Origin of the sequence: Luteibacter sp. Sphag1AF, from assembly GCF_014192715.1 — a bacterium.
GTDB lineage: Bacteria > Pseudomonadota > Gammaproteobacteria > Xanthomonadales > Rhodanobacteraceae > Luteibacter.
Genome location: NZ_JACHYH010000001.1, coordinates 1,488,797 through 1,510,569 on the forward strand (window position 1 = coordinate 1,488,797; position 21,773 = coordinate 1,510,569).

A 21,773-nucleotide genomic window follows, 5' to 3' on the forward strand; every position below is an offset into this window, starting at 1 on the left:
CACAGGAGCCAGCCATGACGAGCACAACGATGCCGCGCGTTCGACCCGGGGAAGAAACGACCGGGTCCGGTGATCCGTCTCATCGCGAACGGGAGCTGGCCGATGAACCGGTGACGACCGGCTCGGGTGATCCGTCGCATGCACTGGACGAAGAAGAGTAGACGCATGCCGATGTTGCACTGATCCGTCCATCGTCAAACGACACGACGAAAAGGAGTGCGCCATGAAAGATCGCATTCAACGCATCACGCCGTTTCTGTGGTTCGACGAAAACGCAGAAGAGGCCGTCAATTTCTACATCCGGGTTTTCGACGATGCGCGCATCGTCACCACCACGCGCTACAGCGCAGAGTCTGCAAAAGCATCGGGCCGACGTGAGGGCTCGGTCATGACGGTGGCTTTTGATCTCGCCGGCCAGCGTTTCACTGCCTTGAACGGTGGTCCGGCATTCCATTTCACCGAGGCTATTTCACTCGTAGTGAACTGCGATACGCAGGAAGAGGTGGACCACTACTGGAACCGGCTTTCCGAAGGAGGCGATCCAGCGGCCCAGCAATGCGGCTGGCTGAAAGATCGGTTTGGACTGTCCTGGCAGGTGGTGCCCGTGGCTTTGTTTGCGTTGCTTTCCGATCCGGACAGCGAACGTGGACGCCGCACGGTCGATGCACTGATGGACATGAAAAAACTGGATATCGCTGTGTTGCGCCAGGCGGCGGACGGGCAGGGCAGGTGACGGTTACGGCGTGAGGCCGTGATCACTGCCAAACTCAGCGATCATCGGCCTCGGCAAGCGCCCAGCAGCATGCCAGCAGCGAGATGCCCGCCGCAGCGAACAGCGCTGCCATGGTGCCTGTCGACATCGCACCATCAAGTGCATTGCGCCATGGAGTATGGGGCAGGTCGGCGATGCACCATCCACACGCCGCGATGCCGAGTGTCACGCCAGTCCATATCGGCCATGCCGCACGGCGGCGTCGGGCGGGGATGCTTTCCATCACGCGCTCGGTGAATCCGTCGTCCGCGACATGGCCCTCAAACTGCCTGCGCAGCAGCATCTCGATGGAATCGTCTGAATGATTCATGCCTGCTCCTCATTGACGGCATCGCTCCAGGGAGCGAGCCACAGTTTCAGTTTTGCCTTTCCGCGCAATGCGTGGCTTTTCACAGTGCCCACCGGCATGGTCAGCACATACGCCGCTTCCTCATGGCTGAGGCCCAACTGCACACAATGCAGCAGAACGGTCTGTTCGGCTGGCGAGAGGCGCTGCATGGCCCGCTCAAGATCAACGTGCAGATCGTTCGTGTGCGAGGGCGCGGTCAACTGGTGGATGATCTCATCGTCTGCACTTTCTTCGTGCCACGACTTCTTTCGATAGGCCTGCAAAAAGCAGGAGTAAGCGATGCGATAGAGCCACGTGGCGAATCGCGCGTCGCCGCGGAACTGCCCGAGTTTCCGCCAGGCGAGCAGGAACGTTTCCTGAGCCAGATCGTCCGCGGCGGCATGGTCGCCGTGCACCAGCCGGCGCAGTTGCGCACGCACGAGGCCCTGATGACGTCGCAGCAGCTGCTCGAACGCCCGACGATCATTGCCCGCGAGCACGCGGGCAACCAGCGCCTGATCTATGCGCGCCTCAGCAGCGCTATCAGCCACGGGCACCCTCGCGCTGGTTGAGCCACCAGCTGGCGAGGTAACCCAGACCCGTCATCAGCGGCAGAAGCCCGAACCCCCACAGACCGCTGACCGCCTGACCGTTCTCAAAATGGCCGGGCAGCGCAAAAAACATGGCGCTCAATCCCAGGCCGCCACCAATCAGCACCAGTGCCCGACGGCGCTCGCTATACGCCAACCTCGGCTCCACCAGCAAAGCGGTGGGTAGCTCCACGCCCTTGTCGGCCAACTGCAACATCGTCTGGTAGCGCTCCCGAGTCTGCCCGGCGCGATAGCGAAACGTCAGGAAAAGTATGAGCACCGGTGCCAGGGTGAGGAAGAAGGGGATGGCAATGAATTCCATGAACGCGCTCCAGGTGGTCCGTAGATTGAGTGGGCTTGGTGTGCAGATGCACACATCATCTGCCGCAGTGTTGCGTCAGCCCCGCGCCGGCCGTCAAGGCCGCTGCGGGATGCTTCAGAGGCTTGGATGCTGCCGGGCGGGCAAATGGATTCAGCGGCGGGTGCCGGAGGGCAGGGGCGGGCCGTCCGGTTGGCGTTTCCGGGCGACGGAGGTTTTGCCGCCGGGATGGAGTTCGGTTGGCAGAATGGCGGGGTTGGCCCCAAGCCCTTCTTATCGCGAAAAGCTTTGGTTGGCGCACGCGCGATCCCCGCACGTTGGCGTGCCATGGGGTGCAATCGGGACGCCGCTTCGTGTTGCGCGCAAGGTCAGGGCAAGTACGTGCTGAGCACGCCGAAGTACCCCGCACCTTCCCAATGATCGCGATTGCCAACGATGTAAATCGCTTCTTTGGCTCTCGTGGCTGCGACGTTTAACAGGTTCGGCAGGTGCCCTGCCCACTGCCGGGCCCCATTTTGTGCAAGGAGCGGGGCGCCTAGTACTACGATGACTGCTTCGGATTCGCGACCTTGGACGCTGCTGGGAAAACAGGTTTCTTACGAGTTTCCCCCAAGTCGCGCATTTCATGCAGCCATGCTACGAGCACTTGCGCGTTGATGCGCGATCCGACAAAGTTTGGCCATGCGGGTCCGCCATAGTTTGTCACCGCGCATCATCCACACACGGTCCATGCGCCGTCCGGGCGTCCAGGCGATAGAGTCGCCAATGGATGTCCATCTGAGCAGCTCGAAAACCTCAGCGACGTGAGTTAATCAGCGACAAATATTCTCAAGCCGATGTCGAATTCTGAAGCGGACGTCCGCCATGAATCGATGAGTTGATACGATTGGACTGTTTCAGGCGCAGCATTGGGACCTTTTCCCATCTCCGTAAAAAAGTGCGAGAGGGAAAATGAGCGGCCCGCAACGATCCAGATCTCCTTGCTTACGGCATTGGAACGGATTCGCTGGCTAAGCTCACTGCATACCTTAGTCAACAGGTCTGACGACGTACCACCATGTGTTGCCAAATAATCGTCAGCTGATAGGCCGTCGAACAATCTAATTCTGTGCTTTAGCTGGTGTTTCGCGGCCTTAGATGGCCAAGCCTCTTGGAGCCAGGAGAGGTTGGCCGGGGAAAATTCTGCGAAGGAGATCAAGTGGGAGATATTCTTTAGGGCCTGCCCACCTACCTCGACTAAGGAACCGGCTGCGGATTTTGGAGCATTCGCGGTGCCGCATTTAACGTGCACAAAGCAAACTTTGCTCGGCGACGCCAAAACAAAATCAGCGGGCTCCGTACCCATGTCCGTGCAGAGGCTTATGTCCATGCCTGGCAACGAGTTCCGCATGGCCAAAAGACCTGGCGAATCACTTGCAATTTTTGGCAGTCGCAAACGATCCAGCAACGCAAAGATTGAACCAGGATCAAACGCGTCTGGTTGAGTGCCCGAGTAGGAATTCTTATGAAGTACCCCTTTTTCAGTAAGGCCATTCGAACCAAGTTCAGTCACACCCGTCATTGACGATGCGAATGCGCTTGTCTTCAAATCTATTTCCCTCTGATACGGCAGCAGTACACGGTAAAAACGCCCATTGATGTAGGTGGTGCCGTCGTTATACAGTGCCTTCAATGGCGCTCGGTTCAAGTAGTCAACGAAGTCCTCACCAGAAGGATCGAACACAATTTGCTGGGGAGTTTCAAGCTCGATCCTTCTCGAATCGTCAAGTTTGATAGTCAGAGCTAAATGGTGGCCGATCAAACTCTTGCCGTTGTTCTTTAGATAAATGAAGTCGGCCGGCATCAAGTATTTCTTATTGTCAATCTTGATGGGTACAGCTTGGTCAAGGTCAGACAAGTCAAGAATTACCGAGCTAGGAGCTTCCTGGGGCGTGTACTTCACCGGCTGAGCAAACGATTGGATGAAGTCGTTTCCGCCATTTGACCTTGAAGTCATGACGCCGGTTATGTCATCGAGCCAATCTCGCAATGCGGCCAGCGAAAAATTCTTTCGTTTTTGGTCGGAAACTCGACCAGTATTAATTCCAAGGTAGTAGCTCGAAGTAACAGCCCCGGCAACTCCAAGGTTATCGACTCGGAGCATAGAAAGCGCGTACGCGGAATTGGACTGACCTGCGGTAACTTGGCTCAAGTTGCCTGCAGCGGACACTCGCTCTGCTCGCCTGTGGGTGGTGCCTACGGCAACGGCGTGCGCTTCCTTGGGCCTTGCACGTACGTCTCGGCCCGACAGAGCCAACATCGCATCTGTGGGAACGGACGCCCGAGTACCGAGGTCTTTGCTTTGACTATGATCGACAGAGCGACTGTCATAAATAGCCAATAGACCGCCAACCTCACGAACGAGAAGCACTTCCAAGGAAGGCTGGAAGAACAGCTTGTCTTTGAGAAATTTAGAGTTTTCAAATCGGATGCTAACCAGCACCTCGAACTCTTCCGCCTTGAAGCGTCTCACCAACTCTCCGTTTCGATGGTAACGCCACCACAACTCATCGACGAACCCATCTATCGAGAATTCATCTGCCTTTTCGACGAAGCAGATAGATGCCGATGGAATGGTCAGGTCATCGGGAGGGCTCAACTCGCTGATGTCAAACGTCTTCTTGAAACCACCGCCGAAATAGCCAACTCGAGGGAAGACACTCAAGTAGCTATCAATGAGGTGGAAAGGATCCAGTGACTTAAGAAAGTTGTTCCACCCTTGAGAGGTTGAAATGGACTCATCGAAGTCTTGATAGTTGCGCCACATCTTCTCATTGACGCCATTGGCCAGGTCTAATACCACCGCCTGCATGTCGTCTTTGGTTCGAACAACGCGGCCTACGGCTTGAACTAGCTCTCTGCCGCTGGCTATCGGATATGTGAAAACCATCGTTTTCGCTGATGGAATGTCAATCCCTTCATCGAGCTTTCTCTGATAGACCCAGACCTCGATATCGCCATTAGCAACATCCGGTGGCACGACCGTATGAAGTCCTGGCTCGTTGGAATTGAATCGTTCGTGGACCGCAGCAACACGAAAGCCTCCAGACTTCAATGCTTCTCTATAACGAACGACGTCATCAAAACTCTTGCATTTAACCAAGCACTTTGATCCAGGCTGATCCCCGATTGCCTTTTTTAAGGTTGCTACAAGTTCGGCGAGCAAGATCTGCTGAAACACCGGGGCTACAAGAACGCCATCATGGATCGCTGCGCTGTAGGTATAGAGATATGCATTCGAAGTATCGATGTCGAACTGGAACAGATCGTTCCGATACGGCGTCGCTGTTATAATGAAACGGTGACAGCGAAAGCGGCGCGCCAACTTATTCCAAACTGGTGCGGGCTCCGAGTGACCTTCATCGACGATTACAAGATCGATACTCGCTTGCAGTCGATCTAGCTCAGTCTCTTTTAGGCAGCTTAGCTTTTGGAACGTCGAGACAAGGATCTCGGCCTTTGAGTCAACCGTGTGTAACCAAGAGACCCGACTGAGCCCTGCAGGTCGATCACCAAGAATCTTGGCAAAAAATGCTCCACCGACTTCGCGACGAAGCTGGTCACATACAGCCTTCCTAGGACTGATAAGCAACACACGACGGGCCTGTGATGTTTGGGCTAACGTCGCTATCACCCCCGTTTTCCCAGCACCAGTAGGCATGCAAATAAGAAATGCTTTGTCGCCTGAGCTGGAACTAAGATATCGGTCGGCTGCTTCGAGCGCGGCCCTCTGTCCCTTTCGAAGACTTGGCAATATTGCTGCTCGCAGTACTGCGCGCGACGATTCAGTATCGGTGTTATTTTCCGTCCCCATCCTTACGCTTCCTGCTGGTTTAATAGCGACCTGTGAATAAGTGTACTACTACCTAATTGGAGTTTTGAATGCCATTAACCATATCCAACAAGGGAGAGCCGTCATCGAAGTATCGGCACAAGGGGCTCTCACCCATCAATGCGAGCGTGTAACGACCCACTGAAGTCCTGCTCAGGTGTTACTTTCCCAAAGGAGCATCCTCATGAGTATCGTGATGGAAGAAGACATCAAACGTTGGACGTGCCGCCGCAAGTCCGCATTGTTCCTGGAAGTGATTCAGGACAAGACGTCGATATCGGAAGCCAGTCGCCAGTTCGACTTGCCGCCCCTCTGAGATCGAAGGCTGGGTCGAGGACGCGAAGCGCGGCATGGAGAACGCGCTACGCGCCAATCCGGAAGATGTGCGCGAGCAGTACGAGCGACGGCTGAAGGACCTGCAGGAAGCCTATGGCGAGGCTGTGCTGGAGTTGCGCGCAAGAAAAAAATTTAGCTCCCTGCTGGGCAAGGACGAGACCTGATGGTCTCACGTCAGCAGGGACTGCCTGCCGATGGCTTCGGTGTCTCCATGGTCCAGTTGTGCCGCTGGTTTGGCGTGGCGCGTCGGACGATCTATTACCGCCCGACCAAGGCGCCGCCGAAGGTGCAAGAGGCTCTCGCTTTGCCTGTAAAGGCCCTGATCGAGGCCGAACCGTCGCTGGCCTGCTGGGCATGAACAAGAACACGGTCCAACGCATCTTCCCGCTCAAGGGCTGGCAGGTGCGCAAACGTCCCCTCGGTCAACGTCTGCGTATCCAGGCATTGCCCTCGGTCGCTACCCAGCCGAGCGAGCGTGGGTCGACGGACCTCTGTCGTGTGTGGGGGGGGGGGGGATGGATGGCTGAGTCTGGCCCTGGTGATTGACTGCCATACCCGCGAACTACTGGGCTGGCACCTGTCGCGTATTGGCAAGGCAAGCACGGCGGCGGGTGCCCTGGAGCAAGCCCTGATCAGTCGCTTCGGCACGCTGGGGAGGGTTGATACGCCGTTCCTGCTTCAATCGGACAACGGCTTGGTGTTTACCCGCCGCAAATACACCCACCTGGTCCGACGCTATGGCTGCCAGCAAGAGTTCATCACGCCGCATTGCCCGCAGCAAAACGGCATGGTCGAGCGGGTGATCCGCACGCTGAAAGAGCAATGCGTGCATCGCCATCGGTTCGAAAGTCTGACCCACCTCATGCGCACGATCGGCGACTGGATCCACTTCTACAACCACCAGCGACCGCACCAGGCGTTGAAGATGAAAACACCCGCTGAGGCTCATGCTTTAGCGGCCTGACCTGTGCAGGAAGTGCTGGGTCATTACAAAGTCCTCCTTTGGCTCGCTTTGTTTCGACTCCTGCATCCTGTACGCCTGTGAATGCACCGGCGTCAGGGTCGGCCGTATTCGCTGGTCCCGTCGGCGCCATCGGTACCCGGCGGTATCCACAGATGCGGCGGCACCGGCAGGCCCTGGCGGCGACACGCGGTAAGGACGATGGGCCAGTTGTGGTGGACTACGGCAGAGAGTTGGCGCAGCGACGGCTCGAACTCGCAAGCAGCGATGATGTGCTTGACCAGATGCTCACCCCCCCTCCCGAGACCTGCGTCTATCAGGGCGAGCCCGTGGGAGGGGTCGTGCGTGTACAACCGCTCGTCGGAATCCGTCGACGGCACCCACAGCTGCAGCGCGCAATGCGGCAGCCTCGCCTCGACAAGGTGCGCCAGGCGGTCGAAGTACGCGGTCTCGCCGAGGAGATGCAGCCAGGCTCCAAGGAGAGGAAGCAGCGTGCTCGAACCGGTGCCTTGCCGGAACGCCTGGTCAGACATTCCACTGCCTTGGGCCGCAAGCTCTTCGTAACCCGTGTATGTCACCGGATGGCGCTGACGGCGGACAACGGTAAATTCCAGGCGCTCGACCATGCGGCAAAGCCAGCTGCGCACATGCTCGCCGTTGCCGGTGTACTGGCAAAGCAGCAGAAACAACGTGATGTCGGTGGCCTGGCCGTCGTGACAGGGAAGCCAGAGCACCGGATTGGCGGCAATCATCGCCAGACCGGTGTTCACGCAAAGCCCCACCACCTCGACCGAGTGCGCCTGCTCATCGATCGCGCCTCCATCAGACACGTCCCCATCGGCCGCCTCCGCCATGGGTGGCTGCGCGGCATGGTGAAACGACCAGAGTCCGGTCATCGCCACGCGCCCCAGCGCGTCAAACAGCGCAAGGTTCCGGTCGAGGTATTCCTTCGAGGCGACCTGGAAGGAAAGAGCGTTGAGGACATCGGCGTGGCGTCCGAGTCGGGTCACGTACGCCTCCCCCACCGTCCGGTGCAGGTCAATGGCATGCGCGACGGCGGCGAGGATTTTCTTGCGTTGACGCGGCTTGTCGGCCAGCGCCTGGCGCGCGAGCTCCCAGGCACAAAGCACCGCGAGCGCGGTGGCCTGCCAAGCGGCATCGAGATTGCCAATCTCCCGGCACCAGTTGTGCACGATGGAAGCGGCCAGCGTGATCTGGCGGATGGCCGTCATCCGTTCGGCAACGTCCCCCGATTCGTTGCGGGAGATGAGCGCATGCGTCAGCTCTTCGAAATGGTGCGCCGACACGTCCGCAATGTCGGCCATCGCGACCGCCTTTTGCAGCATGCTGCGCATCTCCCGGGGCATGACCTCCTCTCGCAGATGCCCGGTCAGGAGCATGTCGGCGAGCAAGTCCCCGTTCCAGTGGACAAAGGCGATGTTCTCCCGCCGTTCCTCGCCCTCCGCGAACCTGGTCCAGTCGTCGTGCAACGTCTCATGCATCTGCCCGCCCGTGACGAGGCAGCCGACGACCGGGAGGTGCTGGTGTTCCGGGGCAATCCGGTTCCTGCGATACGTCGCAAACTGGCGCAGCGATGGTGCGACAGTCTGGGGGCCCCCCTCCCACTCCGAACGCTTCAAGTCGCCAGGCTTGATGGAAAAGAGGTACATCGCCTCGGTCCCCTTGTACGAACCGACAGCCGCGACATCCACGCCCTTTTGCGTCGTCCCCACCTGCGGCCGGGAGAGTACCCGGAAGCCCGACTCGGCAAGCAAGTCAGGAAGGAGGACGTCGAGCCCACCCCGCTCGCCGAGGGTTGTCAGGTATTCACGGAGGAGTGCCTTCATCACTCGACTCCTGCGAGGCGAAAGGTCACAAGACGCATTTCGTATCCGACCGGGTCAAGGACGCTTGTCGATGGCAATAAATAGCCTCGCTTGATGGTCGCCATCATGTTTTTTGAGAAGTGCGCCGCCCCGTCCGGTGCGTACACCGAACCCAGTGTGCCGGCCCCGTGGAGCACCTCGATTCGCGTGACAAACGACAAAAATGCCGATTCTGCTTCCGCCGCACGGGACGATGCCTGCATGTCGCGCTGATTGAGCATGACCATGACGGCTCTGTGTGACGGCGGTGGCCGCAACTCAGGCAAGGGTGCCATGCCGTCAAGCGTGTGCATATGCGCGTCGTGCTCACGTACGAGTTCCCGCAATCGCTCGTCACCCCGCACATCAGCAGCTGCCTGGACCGGGACTCGAAGGCCCTGGTCGTCGCGCAGGAGATCACGCACCAGGGTCAGCAAAGGTGCGCGGGCGACCTCTTCCGCGCCATCGAGCAGGGCAAGGAGAACGGCCATGGCACTCTGCGGCGCGTGAAGCATCCAGGCGACGGCCTTCATCCCGACAAACAATCGCCGGTCGGCCATCGGCGCGACCGAGGACGATGGAACACAAAAGTCGTCGGCGCCACCCATCGCACGCATGGTGAAAAAGTGCGCCATTCCCGGGAGCACCCGCAAATCATCACGCCGCAACCAGCCGAGGACGACATCGCACCGGGTGTCAGCATCGAGCGTGTCGAGAAGTACCGCGACGATTGCATTGGTACCGACCATCTCGCAGAGGCGCACCGCAGAATCCACATGACCGGCGCTGGCGAGCTTTCGGACCACCTCGGTCACATCCCCCGATGACGCGTCGGCGCCCAGAGCACCGAGCGCATCAACCACCGGCTCCCGCGCGTTCGAGGTCATGAAGGCCGGCGAGATGCGAAGCCCCAAGCTCGCCTGGCGCAGACAGGCCGCGTCCCCTCCATTGAGGATGGCGGTCACCACATCGGCAATATCAACATTTTCCATGAGGTCGGTCAGGTGGATGACCACCTTGATGAGCAGCAGGCGCTCCTCGTCCGACGCCTCAGCCAGCAACGACGGGAGGATGGCGACGGTCGCACGGACGCCGGCCGCATCATCCGTCATGTTCGACAGCGCATCGAGCGCCTGCACACGGACCTCCTTCGCCTCGTCGCCAAGCCAATCCCGCGCGACCTGGGGCGTACCTCGTGCCTGGAGTGCAAGGGTGAAGAGACGCGCCTGCAAATGGCGCTCAGCCGGTGCGCGCGTCACCGCCTGGCAAACATCTGCGTTGGCACGAAGCCAGGCCGTCACCGCCGGAGCAACAAGGCCCATGCCAAGATGCGTGTCCTCGACGGCGACAAGAAAGTCCGCCATCGCCATCGCACTCGATTGCAGGGCGGGCAACACTCTCGCCATCCGCTGGCCGAATGGATAGGCAACATCCCAGTCGAGGCCGTCGAGGGCACTGCGGCAGCGCTCCAGCAAATTGACGCGCCCGGCGTTGTGGAGGGCGACCCACGCGTCGTCATCGCTCTCCTGCGCCCGTTGTGGCACGGGTTCAGCAGCGCCGGCAAACCTCTCCGCAAACGTGTCACTCGCATGAAGCGTCACACGCTCATCATCGGTCAGCGGTCGGTCCATGGGCTGCATCCAAAAAGAAGGGGCCGCGTCGTTATACAACAGCTGTCGCCCGGTAGAAGAAGCGCTAGGCTATCCCCCGGCCGCCAAATCCCTGTCCTCGCCACCAACATTCCTTCCTCGGATAGGCGTGACCGACCTGGATCCTGGGGCCGGCGCAAAAACGGACTGGCTATCGGACCAGGCGGGGAAGAACCGGTCGAGTCGACTGACGACCACGTGAGCGGCTTCGTACCGCTGGGCGGCGAGAAAATGAAAGAAGAACCAGGCCCCAGAGAGTACAAACAGCCAGCCGACCACGGCGGGCTCAAGAACGTGGGCAAGGAGCTTTGCCAGCGGCGCGAGACCCAGCAGCGGGACGCAGGCAGCAACCATGGCGCCGATGCCATGGACACGATAATCCCAGCGCGCGAACTTCAGTCCACGACGATGCGTCAATCCCAAGCCTTCCGCGTTGACTTCAAGCATCACCCGACACCGCGACAGGCGAAGGAAAAATTCCGTGGTGTTGTGTCGCGACAGGCCGAAGCGGATTTCCCGGTCGCCGAGCAGATAGCCGTGGGCATCAGCAAAGGTCGATTCGAGTAAGGCGGGGGCAGCCGTCTTCCACCGCTGACCCTCAAGAAGATGGCGCCACGCATTGACCTTCGCTCCCTTGTATTCGCGGTTTTTTGTAACGAAGTCGATGAAGACCTTCAGCCCAGCCCAGAGAGCGCCGCTGCCTACAATGCCCGAGAGCGCCAGAACCGCCTGCGTGAATGTCGCGTCCATCGCCGTCCTCCTGTGATGCCAGGACGATGCCGGAAGGCCGTCTCGAATCCTGAGATACGCATACCCGCTCGGGGCACCGCTCAGAGTCACCCCGTGCCGGAGGCCTCAGCGGAACGTGTCCCTGATTCGCTCGGCGCCTGCCTTATCACCCTTGGCCAATTTGTCCAGGTAGCAGGCAAACCACGCGCGGGCGGCAATCCCCGGCGCAGCACTCGTCGGAAGATCCCCGACCTTTGGCAGGTCGTCCATGTACGCCTCGGCAACTTTCTCTTGGTCGGGTTGAGACGCGCTTCTGAATGCGCTCCCTTTACTTTCCGGCCCGAAGAACTCCTGCCAGGCGTCATGGAAGCCCTGCCGCACCCGCCCCTCTAGAGGTCTGATCGGGAGGTCAGCGAGGTCACACGATGGACGCGACGTCGGCGCCGTGATGATTGACGGGTCAGCAGATGCTGCGCGAAAGGCAGGGCAGGTGATGGACCTCCCGGCATGGATCCATGCTGCGCTCGACGAGCGTGTCGGGGCGAATGACGGTGATGGCGCAATGCCTCAGCCGGGAGCGTAAGCATCCAGAAAGGAGAGAGTGGGATTCGAAATTGCTGCAGGCTGCACGTACGCCTGATTTCCAGCCGTGCCAGCGAGGACAAACTCGATGGACGTCCATCGAGGTTTGGCCAAATCGGCCAAACTATGGTGGATCGCGCATTGATGCCGTGCGCAGAAGATCGCATGGTGGGCCCACCAGGACTCGAACCTGGAACCAAAGGATTATGAGTCCTCTGCTCTAACCATTGAGCTATAGGCCCGCGCGGGTCGCAAGTGTAGCGAATGGAGCGGGGTGGAACGATAGTCGGGACGGCGGCGTTGCGCCGCCGTCCGTGGGGGTTTGCCCCTTAGCTGCCTTCTTTCAGTGCAATGGCGTTGATGCCGGCCGATTGCAGGCGCTGTTTGGTGCTTTCCAGTTCCGTCGCGGACTTGAAGGGGCCGAGGCGTACGCGGTTGTAGGTCTGCGTGCCTACCTTCACCGATTGCACGTTGGCCACAAAGCCTTGAAGGGCGAGCTTGGCCTTCAGTGATTCGGCATCACCCGCGCTGGGGAAGGCGCCGACCTGCAACAGATAGCCGCTGCCGCCGGTGCTCTGCGGCAGTGGCGTTGCCGGCACTGCCGTGACGGTCTGTGTCTGGGCCTGCGGCAGGTTGGCCTGCGCGGCCTTTTGCTGTTGCTGCTGTTGCTGTTGGGCTGCGGCAGCTGCCTGCTGCTGGGCCTGTTGCTGCGCGGCGACCTGCTGTTGTTGGCGCTGCTGGGCTTCGGCGCTGGCCTGTGCGCGGATCTCCGAATCGGGAATGCGCACTTCCTTCTCCGACAGCACCGAGTAGAAATCGTAGGACGGCTTCTTGGGCTTGTCCGGTTCTGCGGGCTGATCGGCCACACCCGGGTCGCTGCCCTTCTGCGCCGTGGCCTGCGGATTGGGTTCGGGGCCGTCGTGCTTGTTCATCATGGGCATCCAGGTGCCGCGCATGGCAAACGCCATGAGCATTGCGCCCGCGAGGATGCCGATCAGTGCCCAGCTCCATGCGGGCATGCCGCGGGAATCGTTACGGACAGCCTGGCGGCCTTTGCCCTTCTTGCGTGTTGCCATTACATGCTCTCCGGGGCGCTGATGCCCAGCAGATCCAAACCATTCTTGAGTACCTGCTGCGTCGCGACCACCTGGGCAAGGCGGGCATCGCGCAGATTCGTGTCGTCCACGATCCACTTGTGTTCGTGATAATAGCTGTGCAGCGCACCTGCCAGATCCCGCAAATACTGCGCGACCATATGTGGTTCCAGCGTGGCGGCGGCCGACTCGACCACCTCCGGGAAACGCGAGACCTCGACCATCAACGCCTGCTCGTGCGGCGTATCGAGACGATGCAGATGGGCCACACCGTTAGCCTGGTCGAACGACAGGCCACGGTCGGCCAGTTCACGGAACACGCGGCTGGCGCGGGCGTGAGCGTACTGGATGTAGTACACCGGATTGTCGTTGCTTTGCGAACGCGCCAGGTCGATGTCGAAGACCAGCTGCGAATCCGCCTTGCGGGCAATGAGGAAGTAGCGCGTGGCGTCGCGGCCGGCTTCGTCGATCAGATCGCGCAGCGTCACGTAAGAGCCGGCGCGCTTGGAAATCTTGACCTCTTCGCCACCGCGCATGACGGTGACCATCTGGTGCAGCACGTATTCGGGCCAGCCCTTCGGAATACCCGCATCCAGCGCCTGTAGGCCCGCCCGTACACGCGCCAGCGAACCGTGGTGATCGGAGCCCAGTTCGGTGATGGCGCGCTCATAACCACGCTGCCATTTGGACAGGTGGTAGGCGACATCGGGCAGGAAGTAGGTGTAGGTGCCGTCGGACTTGCGCATCACGCGGTCCTTGTCGTCACCAAAGTCGGTAGAGCGCAGCCACAGCGCACCGCCTTCCTCGTATGTATGGCCGTGGGCGACAAGCTCACGCACGGTCTCTTCGACCTTGCCGTCGCTGTAGAGGGAGGACTCAAGGAAGTACACGTCAAAGCTGACGCCAAATGCCTTGAGGTCCAGATCCTGTTCGCGACGCAGATAAGCCACGGCGAAGCGGCGGACATCGTCGGTGTCATTGGCGTCGCCGTGGGCGGTCACCGTCTGGCCGTCGGCCTCGACGGAGTCGCGATCAAGGAACGCGCGGGCCACATCGGCGATGTAGTCGCCGCGATAGCCGGCCTCGGGCCACGCGTCATCGGCGGGAGTGACGCCACGGGCACGCGCCTGGGTCGAGGTGGCCAGGTTGGCAATCTGGACCCCGGCGTCGTTGTAATAGAACTCTTTCGTCACATCCCAGCCGGTGGCGGCCAGAAGCCGGGCCAGGCAGTCACCGATGACAGCCGCACGGCCGTGGCCCACGTGCAGAGGGCCAGTCGGGTTGGCCGACACGAACTCCACGCCCGCCTTGCGACCGCCGCCCGTGGTGCTGTGACCGTAAGCCGGGCCCTCGGTCAGCGCGCGGGCCATCTGCGCGTGGTACGCGGAGGGCGCCAGAAAGAAGTTGATGAATCCCGGGCCTGCGATTTCCACGCGGGCGACCTTGTCGCTGGCGGGAAGCGCCGCAACCAGCATTTCAGCCAGTTCGCGAGGCTTCCGGCCGGCCGTGCGCGCCATCAGCATGGCCACATTGGTGGCGAAGTCGCCGTGCTCGCGGCTGCGCGTGCGTTCGATGACAAACGCCGGCGAATCGCCATCGGCGGGAAGGCTTCCGTTCTGGCGCATAGAAGCGATGGCCAGAAGCACCAGTTGTTGGAGATCTTCTTTCACTTGAATGAGGCAGGGCGCGGAAAGGACCGGCAATGCTAGCAGACAGGGCGCGCGGGACTGGCGCAAGCCGTTCCGTCGTGCTGGGGCCGTTTATCCCCAGCCTGTGGATAACTCTGTGGGCAATATGCAAGCCCCGTGGACTTTCAGCCGCCAGCACAGTAAAGACACGGTATCGTCATAACTTAAAGCTAATTGCATCATATGCTTAGCGCATTGACCTGCCCGTGGACAGCAGCTGTTACGGGCAAGTGAGAAATTTCTCTGATGTGCATAACTTTGGGATTGATGGCACAAAATGGGCCGGAAAGGGCACGCACCAGGGCCTTCTGGCCCGTCCGATGCTTGGGCACGGTAATAAACCGTCCTGTAGTCGTCATTCGCCTGTCATGGCCGGGGGCCAAACTTCTCTCCGTGCTCAGGTGTCTCCCCGGCCGACGGGCACACGGGTCATCGAACCCCTCCCTCGAAAGATGACCCATAACGGCGCGGTGCGGCAACCGCGCCGTTTTTCTTTGGTGGCGTTACAACATGCCCCGCGCAGCCATCGACACGGGCTCACCGTGCCCGACCACCAGGTGGTCCAGCACCCGGATGTCCACCAGTCCCAGCGCCTTGCGCAGAAGCCGGGTGATGTTCCGATCCGCCTCACTGGGCTCAGGATCACCGGAAGGATGGTTGTGGGCGAAGATGACGGCAATGGCGTTGTGTTTCAGGCAGGCACGGATGACTTCGCGCGGGTAGACGCTGGCGCCGTCGATGGTGCCCCGAAAGAGTTCATCGCAGGCCAGTACCCGATGCCGGCTGTCGAGAAACAGACAGACAAAGACCTCATAGGGCAGATGCCGCATGCGGGCGCTGAGGTAGGCGGCGCTGTCCTTGGGGTTGGCGAGCACCGGCAATTCCAGCAACTGATGCGCCAGCGCGCGCCGGGCCAGTTCGAGTGTGGCGACCAGGCGCGCACGTTTGGCCGGACCTACGCCCGACATGGAGGGTATGGATTCGGGCGTTGCAAGCAGCCGCCCGATACCACCGCCTTGCTCCAGCAGCGAACGCGCCACCGCCACGGCGTCGCGGCCACGGGTGCCGCTTCCCAGCAGGACAGCCAGCAATTCGGCGTCGGTCAGGGTCTGTGCGCCTCGGGAGAGGAGGCGTTCTCTGGGGCGTTCCCCTTCGGGCCATTGTTGGATGCTCATCCCGCTATTTTCCCGGGATGAACCCACACGACCTATGAGCTCCGCCCGGGGCGACGCGTGGCGGATGGCTGCCTGTTCGTGGGGCGTGCCCGCGGCTTGTGTCGACCTGCCCGTGATGGACACATCCGTTAAGCTATCTCCCCGTTCCTTCTGGGCATCGCTTCCATGCATTCCGCCAAACGCCGCATCCTGGTGGGCGTCACCGGTGGCATCGCCGCCTACAAGATCTGCGAGTTGGTGCGCCGGCTGCGTGATCGGGATGTCGAGGTGCGCGTCGTCATGACCGAGGGCGCCACGCACTTCGTGACCCCCACCACGTTCCAGGCCCTTTCAGGCCAGCCTGTCCGCGTCAGCTTGTGGGACGAAGCGGGCGAAGCGGCCATGGGCCACATCGAACTGGCACGCTGGGCCGAACGCGTCATCGTGGCGCCGGCCAGCGCCGACACCATTGCCCGCCTCGCCCACGGCTTTGCCAATGACTTGCTGTCGACGGTTGTTCTGGCGACGGCAGCGCCCGTGTTTGTGGCGCCAGCCATGAATCAGCAGATGTGGGCGCATCCCGCAGTGCAGGCCAACGTCGCCACGTTGCGTCAGCGCGGCGTCACTATCCTGGGTCCTGCCGATGGCGACCAGGCCTGTGGCGATATCGGCTCCGGCCGATTGCTGGAGCCCAATGAACTGCGCGATGCGCTGATGGCTTCCTTCAACAACCGCACGCTGGCGGGTACTCGCGTCGTGGTGAGCGCGGGCCCTACCTACGAAGACCTGGACCCCGTCCGTTTTATCGGCAATCGCAGCTCGGGCCGGATGGGTTTCGCTGTGGCGGCTGCCGCCCGCGAGGCGGGAGCCGACGTCACGCTGATTGCCGGCCCGGTCTCGTTGCCCACTCCCTATGGCGTACATCGCGTGGATGTCCGCAGTGCACGGCAGATGCATGAGGCTGTCCTCAGCCAGTCGCAGAACGCTGATATCTATGTGGGCGCGGCGGCCGTTGGCGACTACCGCCCCGACAGCACGGCGTCTGAAAAGCTCAAGAAGCAGGAAGGACAGCCCCTGCGGCTGGAGTTGGCGGAGAACCCGGACATCATCGGATCACTCGCGGCCATGCCGACGCATCCGTTCCTGGTTGGGTTTGCGGCTGAAACTCAGTCGGTCGCGGATTACGCCCAGGCCAAGCTCCAGCGCAAAGGCCTCGACATGATCGCGGCCAATGACGTCAGCGCAGGGCGCGGCTTCGAGCAAACCAACAACGCACTTCATGTGTATTGGGCTGACGGCGACGCCGTCCTGCCCGATATGCCCAAGACAGAACTGGCGCGCCAGCTGGTGACTCTGGTCGCCGAGCGCTATCGCCATGCACGGAAATCGAACTCTTGATCGACATTGAACTGAAAATCCTCGACCCCCGCCTCGGTGACAGCATTCCGCTCCCGGAACCGGCCACTGACGGCAGCGCCGGCATGGATCTGCGGGCCGCGCTGGAACAGCCACTGACCATTGCGCCCGGCGAAAGCGCCCTTGTGCCCAGCGGGCTTGCCATTCACATAGCGGACCCGGCATGGTGCGCGCTGATCGTTCCGCGATCAGGGTTGGGGCACAAGCATGGGTTGGTCATGGGCAATCTGGTGGGCGTCATTGACGCCGATTACCAGGGGCCGCTGATGATTTCGTGCTGGAATCGCGGAAACGCCGACTACACCATCGCGCCGGGTGACCGTATCGCGCAATTATTGCTGGTGCCCGTTGGCCGTGCGCGATTCCGCGTGGTGGACGGGTTTACACCGTCGCACCGCGGTGAGGGTGGCTTCGGTTCAACAGGGGTGGGCTGAGGTCTCCAAGGGGAGAGGTACCGTATGGCGGGGATGAAGGGAGGCTTGGGGAGTGTTCGCATCGATGTTGCCCGGTTGCTGCCGCTGATTGGCGCGACCTTGCTTATCGCGGGCGGGCTCTTCTGTGCGTGGCAGACATGGCTGATCGCCGATGAGGCGGATGCGGCCGAACGTGTGCGCACGGCGCAAAAGCAGGCGGTACGTGATGTCGGCGAAGTCATCGCCGCCCGACACACGCAGGTGACGCGTGCAGCGGCCGATCCGACCCTGTCAGGGGTCATCGACGATCACGTCGCCGCAGCCCAGCGGTTGCACCAGTTATTGCCCGACGCACGGCTGATAGAGGTTTACAGCGGCACGCTGGACGAAGTGGTGCGCGCGAACTATCGCGAGTTCGGTTACGCGAAGGCCGCGCAGCTCATGGCGGCGCTCGGTTCGGACGAGATTCCGCCGGTGCAGTCCTTTGCTGCCGGTAACGAGCGACAGTTGAGTGTGGTGGAGCCCATTGGCACACCGGGTGCCGTCCGCGCATACCTGTGGCTGCAATACCCGTTCGAACCGGTGCGTCAGCGCTTCGAGGCGGTGCACCCGGCGGCCGGGCGCATTGAACTGCGCCAGGGCGACGGCGGCTCCAGCCTGCAACTGCTGAGTGTGGGTGCGACGTCGCCCACGCTGGAAGACGAAGGAAAGCGGGTGCCGGGCAGCGCGCTATTTGTGTACGCGGCTCTGCCCAAGGCATTCATCGTATTGCCGCATTCCTGGCCGCTGGCGCTGGTGCTTGCTCTCGTCGGCCTCGGCGGTGGCGTGGCGCTGCTGTACATGCGGTCGCGCCCGCGCGTGGTGGCGGAACCGGAGCCCGAAGACGTTATGGTCGCCGACGTGGTGCGCGACAGGCCGCAACCCGTGCGTCCTGTACGCGCGCTTGAGGCGGCGGAGCCTGCCAAACCCGCCCTTCTGGAAGAGACCACGGTCAATCCGGGTATTTTCCGTGCTTACGATATTCGTGGCGTCGTGGGTACTGATTTGACTACCGGTGTGGCTCGCCTGATCGGGCAGGCCATCGGCAGTGTGATGCGCGAGCACCAGTTGACCGAAATTGTGGTGGGACGCGACGGCAGGCTGTCGGGGCCTGAGCTTTCTGCGGCCCTGACCGAAGGCCTGCGCGCGGCGGGTATCGACGTCATTGATCTTGGCGCCGCGCCTACTCCGTTGGTGTACTTCGCCACGTTCAAGCTCGGCACCGGTTGCGGCGTGTCGGTCACGGGCAGCCACAATCCAGCCGAATACAACGGCTTCAAGGTGGTGATCGCGGGACAGACGCTCTCCGAAGACGGCATCCAGGACCTCTGCCGCCGGATTCAGTCCGGCAATCTGGATACAACCGGTGGCGGAACCCTGCGCTCGCAGGACCTGACCGCCGATTACGTGGACCGCATTGCCTCGGATGTGCAGGTCGCCGGTCATCTGAAAATCGTGGTAGACGCCGGCAACGGCATCGCGGGCGCGGTTGCCCCGCAGGTGCTTGAGGCCATCGGGTGCGAAGTCATTCCCCTGTATTGCGACGTGGACGGCACCTTCCCGAACCACCATCCGGACCCTTCTGACCCCCGCAACCTGCAGGACCTCATCTTCTCGGTCGAGAAAATGGGTGCGCACCTGGGCGTGGCCTTCGACGGTGACGGTGATCGGCTGGGTGTGGTCACGCGCGATGGGCAGATCATCTACGCCGATCGGTTGCTGATGCTGTTTGCTCAGGATGTGCTGCGTAGCAACCCCGGCGCCACGGTTATCTATGACGTGAAATGCACCGGCCATCTGCGCAAGGTGATCCAGGAGTCGGCCGGTGTTCCTCTGATGTGGCGTACCGGCCATTCGCTGATAAAGGCAAAAATGCGCGAGACCGGCGCTGCGCTGGCCGGCGAGATGAGTGGTCATTTCTTCTTTGCGGACAACAACCGCTGGTACGGCTTCGACGACGGCATGTACGCTGCCGCCCGCCTGCTGGAAATCGTGGGCCGGGAGGTGGATGAGGGCGGTGCCGCTGAGGATCTGTTTGAAGCGATCCCGCAGAGTGTGTCCACGCCGGAGATCAAGGTGGGGATGCGCGAAGGAGGCGCCCCGCGCTTCATCGAGGCGCTTCGCTCCAAAGCCAATTTCGGCGATGCCCGACTCACCCATATCGACGGGATTCGTGCCGACTGGAACGATGGCTGGGGGCTGGTGCGCGCATCCAACACCACGCCCGCGCTGGTGTTTCGTTTCGATGCCGACAACGGCAAGGCGCTGGAGCGCATCAAGGAAGTATTCCGGCAGCAGCTGCATGCCGTTGAGCCCGCGCTTACTTTGCCGTTCTGAAAGAAAAGGGCCTGCCATCGCCGGCAGGCCCTTTCTTCATGCGATGACTTCAGTGCCGGGCATCGGCCGGCAGGCCGAATCAGCCGCCGTTAGCCGACTGGGCAGCACGCAGCTCGCGGTAATGCTTCAACTGATCAGTCGCCTTCGCCTGCGCGGCGTCCTTTGCCTGCTGCTGGCGCAACAGGGTGGCGCGCAGGCCGGCCACGGTGTTGCGCTGCTGGGTAATGCCGTCGCTGAGATACGGCGGAAGCGGCTGCTTGGCGCGCTCCATGTCTGCTGCTCGCGACAGCAGGTCGGCCAGGGACTTCTCCTGACCCTGCAAATTCAGACGGGTCGTGCGGGCGGCCTGCTCAAACGTTTCCACTTCGGCTGACTTGGCGGCAGCGAACGAGGCTTCCGTCGGGTAGGCGTTGAGCATCTGCATGTCTTCGCGCTGCCGGTTCTGGGCATCCTGCTGGTCGGCAGCGCGTTGATCGGCCAGCTTTTTGGCGGCCACGCGTTCTTCAGGGGTGAGGGCGCGATCAATGTGCTTCACGGTGACACCGCTGGCATTGACCACGTCATAACCATACTGGATGGCATCGGGCGACAGGCTGTCGCTGAAATAGATGTGACCCTGCGGGTCCTTCCATTTGTAGCGAAATGCGTTGGCGTTCGTGTTGTTCTGTGCCGCCGCGGTGCCTGCATAAAGGCTGGCGCAGATGGCAATGTAGAGCATGAATCGCATGATGTCCCCTCCTGCGCCGGAGTATAGCCACCACGAGCCGGTTGGCGGGGGCCTCGGGCTCGTGGCGTGACGCAGTTGCCGTTTCAGCGTGAGCGGCCCGCTCTCAGATGCTGCTGACGCCGTACTGATTGCGATAAGCGATCAGATGTTCGTGCTCGGCAGCGAGTTCCGGGCGCTCGCCGGCAAAGGTCAGCACGTCGGCGAGGGTGGCGATGGCCACTACGGGAATGCCGAATTGCGCGCTCACTTCCTGTGCGGCAGAGAGTTCACCCTGACCGCGTTCCTGACGGTCCAGTGCGATCAATACGCCGGCCGGCTCGGCGCCACTGGCTCGAATGAGTTCCAGCGACTCGCGCACGGCGGTGCCCGCCGTCATGACGTCGTCCACGATCAGCACGCGGCCCTTCAGCGGTGCGCCGACCAGATTGCCGCCTTCGCCGTGGGCTTTGGCTTCCTTGCGGTTGTAGGCCCAGGGAACGTCGCGACCGTGGTGGTCAGCCAGGGCAATGCCTGTAGCTGCCGCGAGGGCGATGCCCTTGTAGGCCGGCCCGAACAGCATGTCGAAGGCGAGACCTGAACGCTCGGCGGCGGCGGCGTATGCCCGACCCAGGCGGGCCAGTGCGGCACCGGAGTCAATACGACCCATATTGAAGAAATACGGGCTGGTGCGGCCGGACTTCAGCGTGAACTGGCCGAAGCGCAGCACATCGCGGGCAAGGGTGAGTTCGATGAATTCGCGCTGGTAATCGTGCACGGCAAGGGCTCTGTGGATGAAAAGAGGGTGGGCGGACGCCGCTGTTGATATGCGTCCTGCGGGCGTCGAGACGCCTTTCATGCCGCCATCGTAGTGGGCCATCCCCGGGCCGTCCACGCGGCTTGGTATGATGCCGCGTCTCCGATTTT

Annotated in this window: 19 protein-coding genes, 1 tRNA gene and 1 pseudogene; 8 read left to right on the top strand and 13 right to left on the bottom strand. The window is 61.4% G+C overall.

Annotation, left to right across the window (positions count from 1 at the left end):
* Positions 1-14 precede the first annotated feature (14 nt).
* The gene (locus FHW69_RS06660; protein WP_183422188.1) at positions 15-161 is read left to right on the top strand and encodes a hypothetical protein; all 147 of its coding nucleotides are present in this window, start codon (positions 15-17) and stop codon (positions 159-161) included.
* Positions 162-223: 62 nt separating this feature from the next.
* A complete protein-coding gene (locus FHW69_RS06665) occupies positions 224-733 on the top strand; it encodes a VOC family protein (RefSeq protein WP_183422189.1) in 510 nt (169 codons plus the stop codon).
* Between the two features lie 34 nt (positions 734-767).
* Here the strand turns inward: FHW69_RS06665 and FHW69_RS06670 are convergent, their stop codons facing one another.
* From FHW69_RS06670 to FHW69_RS06685, 4 genes are all read right to left on the bottom strand, one after another.
* Entirely contained in the window at positions 768-1,082 is a 315-nt protein-coding gene (locus FHW69_RS06670) for a hypothetical protein (RefSeq protein WP_183422190.1), read from the bottom strand.
* A complete protein-coding gene (locus FHW69_RS06675) occupies positions 1,079-1,651 on the bottom strand; it encodes a sigma-70 family RNA polymerase sigma factor (RefSeq protein WP_183422191.1) in 573 nt (190 codons plus the stop codon). Before FHW69_RS06675 ends, FHW69_RS06670 begins: the two co-directional genes overlap by 4 nt.
* Positions 1,644-2,012, bottom strand: a complete 369-nt coding sequence (locus FHW69_RS06680; RefSeq protein ID WP_183422192.1) for a DUF6249 domain-containing protein — start codon at positions 2,010-2,012, stop codon at positions 1,644-1,646. The genes FHW69_RS06675 and FHW69_RS06680 overlap by 8 nt, the downstream gene beginning before the upstream one ends.
* 805 nt (positions 2,013-2,817) lie before the next feature.
* The gene (locus FHW69_RS06685; RefSeq protein WP_183422193.1) at positions 2,818-5,862 is read right to left on the bottom strand and encodes a DEAD/DEAH box helicase family protein; all 3,045 of its coding nucleotides are present in this window, start codon (positions 5,860-5,862) and stop codon (positions 2,818-2,820) included.
* 202 nt (positions 5,863-6,064) lie between these two features.
* Between FHW69_RS06685 and FHW69_RS19195 the strand changes: the two are divergent.
* The 3 genes and pseudogenes from FHW69_RS19195 to FHW69_RS18995 all read left to right on the top strand — a co-directional run bounded on the left by FHW69_RS19195 (position 6,065) and on the right by FHW69_RS18995 (position 7,180).
* Positions 6,065-6,380: pseudogene (locus tag FHW69_RS19195) on the top strand (DUF1153 domain-containing protein).
* Entirely contained in the window at positions 6,380-6,574 is a 195-nt protein-coding gene (locus tag FHW69_RS18990) for a hypothetical protein (protein WP_255494615.1), read from the top strand. Before FHW69_RS19195 ends, FHW69_RS18990 begins: the two are co-directional and overlap by 1 nt.
* Positions 6,575-6,712: 138 nt before the next feature.
* Positions 6,713-7,180 (top strand): integrase core domain-containing protein, encoded by a 468-nt coding sequence (locus FHW69_RS18995; RefSeq protein ID WP_343203988.1) that lies wholly within the window; start codon positions 6,713-6,715, stop codon positions 7,178-7,180.
* A 92-nt stretch (positions 7,181-7,272) separates the two neighbouring features.
* Here the strand turns inward: FHW69_RS18995 and FHW69_RS06700 are convergent, their stop codons facing one another.
* The 7 genes from FHW69_RS06700 to radC all read right to left on the bottom strand — a co-directional run bounded on the left by FHW69_RS06700 (position 7,273) and on the right by radC (position 15,959).
* Entirely contained in the window at positions 7,273-9,024 is a 1,752-nt protein-coding gene (locus tag FHW69_RS06700) for a hypothetical protein (RefSeq protein WP_183422194.1), read from the bottom strand.
* The gene (locus FHW69_RS06705) at positions 9,024-10,673 is read right to left on the bottom strand and encodes a hypothetical protein (protein ID WP_183422195.1); all 1,650 of its coding nucleotides are present in this window, start codon (positions 10,671-10,673) and stop codon (positions 9,024-9,026) included. The genes FHW69_RS06700 and FHW69_RS06705 overlap by 1 nt, the downstream gene beginning before the upstream one ends.
* Positions 10,674-10,742: 69 nt before the next feature.
* Positions 10,743-11,441, bottom strand: coding sequence for a hypothetical protein (locus tag FHW69_RS06710; RefSeq protein ID WP_183422196.1), 699 nt, complete (start codon positions 11,439-11,441; stop codon positions 10,743-10,745).
* Positions 11,442-12,168: 727 nt separating this feature from the next.
* A tRNA-Ile gene (locus FHW69_RS06715) sits at positions 12,169-12,244 on the bottom strand.
* 87 nt (positions 12,245-12,331) lie between these two features.
* On the bottom strand, positions 12,332-13,078 hold the full coding sequence (locus tag FHW69_RS06720; RefSeq protein ID WP_183422197.1) for an SPOR domain-containing protein: 747 nt from the start codon (positions 13,076-13,078) through the stop codon (positions 12,332-12,334).
* Positions 13,078-14,766 (bottom strand): arginine--tRNA ligase, encoded by a 1,689-nt coding sequence (gene argS / locus FHW69_RS06725; RefSeq protein WP_183422198.1) that lies wholly within the window; start codon positions 14,764-14,766, stop codon positions 13,078-13,080. Before argS ends, FHW69_RS06720 begins: the two co-directional genes overlap by 1 nt.
* A 521-nt stretch (positions 14,767-15,287) precedes the next feature.
* Positions 15,288-15,959 carry a DNA repair protein RadC gene (radC, locus tag FHW69_RS06730; protein WP_183422199.1) on the bottom strand — a complete coding sequence of 224 codons (672 nt, stop codon included), beginning with the start codon at positions 15,957-15,959 and terminating at the stop codon, positions 15,288-15,290.
* 165 nt (positions 15,960-16,124) lie between these two features.
* Between radC and coaBC the strand changes: the two genes are divergently transcribed.
* Genes coaBC through FHW69_RS06745 form a run of 3 tightly spaced genes read left to right on the top strand, consistent with a single transcriptional unit; the run spans position 16,125 to position 20,143 of the window.
* A complete protein-coding gene (coaBC, locus tag FHW69_RS06735) occupies positions 16,125-17,336 on the top strand; it encodes a bifunctional phosphopantothenoylcysteine decarboxylase/phosphopantothenate--cysteine ligase CoaBC (RefSeq protein ID WP_183422200.1) in 1,212 nt (403 codons plus the stop codon).
* On the top strand, positions 17,333-17,788 hold the full coding sequence (dut, locus tag FHW69_RS06740) for a dUTP diphosphatase (protein WP_183422201.1): 456 nt from the start codon (positions 17,333-17,335) through the stop codon (positions 17,786-17,788). Before coaBC ends, dut begins: the two co-directional genes overlap by 4 nt.
* A 45-nt stretch (positions 17,789-17,833) precedes the next feature.
* Positions 17,834-20,143 (top strand): phosphomannomutase/phosphoglucomutase, encoded by a 2,310-nt coding sequence (locus tag FHW69_RS06745; RefSeq protein ID WP_343203980.1) that lies wholly within the window; start codon positions 17,834-17,836, stop codon positions 20,141-20,143.
* 79 nt (positions 20,144-20,222) lie between these two features.
* On the opposite strand, the gene FHW69_RS06750 is transcribed toward FHW69_RS06745, so the two are convergent.
* The gene (locus FHW69_RS06750) at positions 20,223-20,870 is read right to left on the bottom strand and encodes a DUF4124 domain-containing protein (protein ID WP_221195390.1); all 648 of its coding nucleotides are present in this window, start codon (positions 20,868-20,870) and stop codon (positions 20,223-20,225) included.
* Between the two features lie 103 nt (positions 20,871-20,973).
* Positions 20,974-21,624, bottom strand: coding sequence for an orotate phosphoribosyltransferase (pyrE, locus tag FHW69_RS06755; protein WP_183422203.1), 651 nt, complete (start codon positions 21,622-21,624; stop codon positions 20,974-20,976).
* Positions 21,625-21,773: the final 149 nt, after the last annotated feature.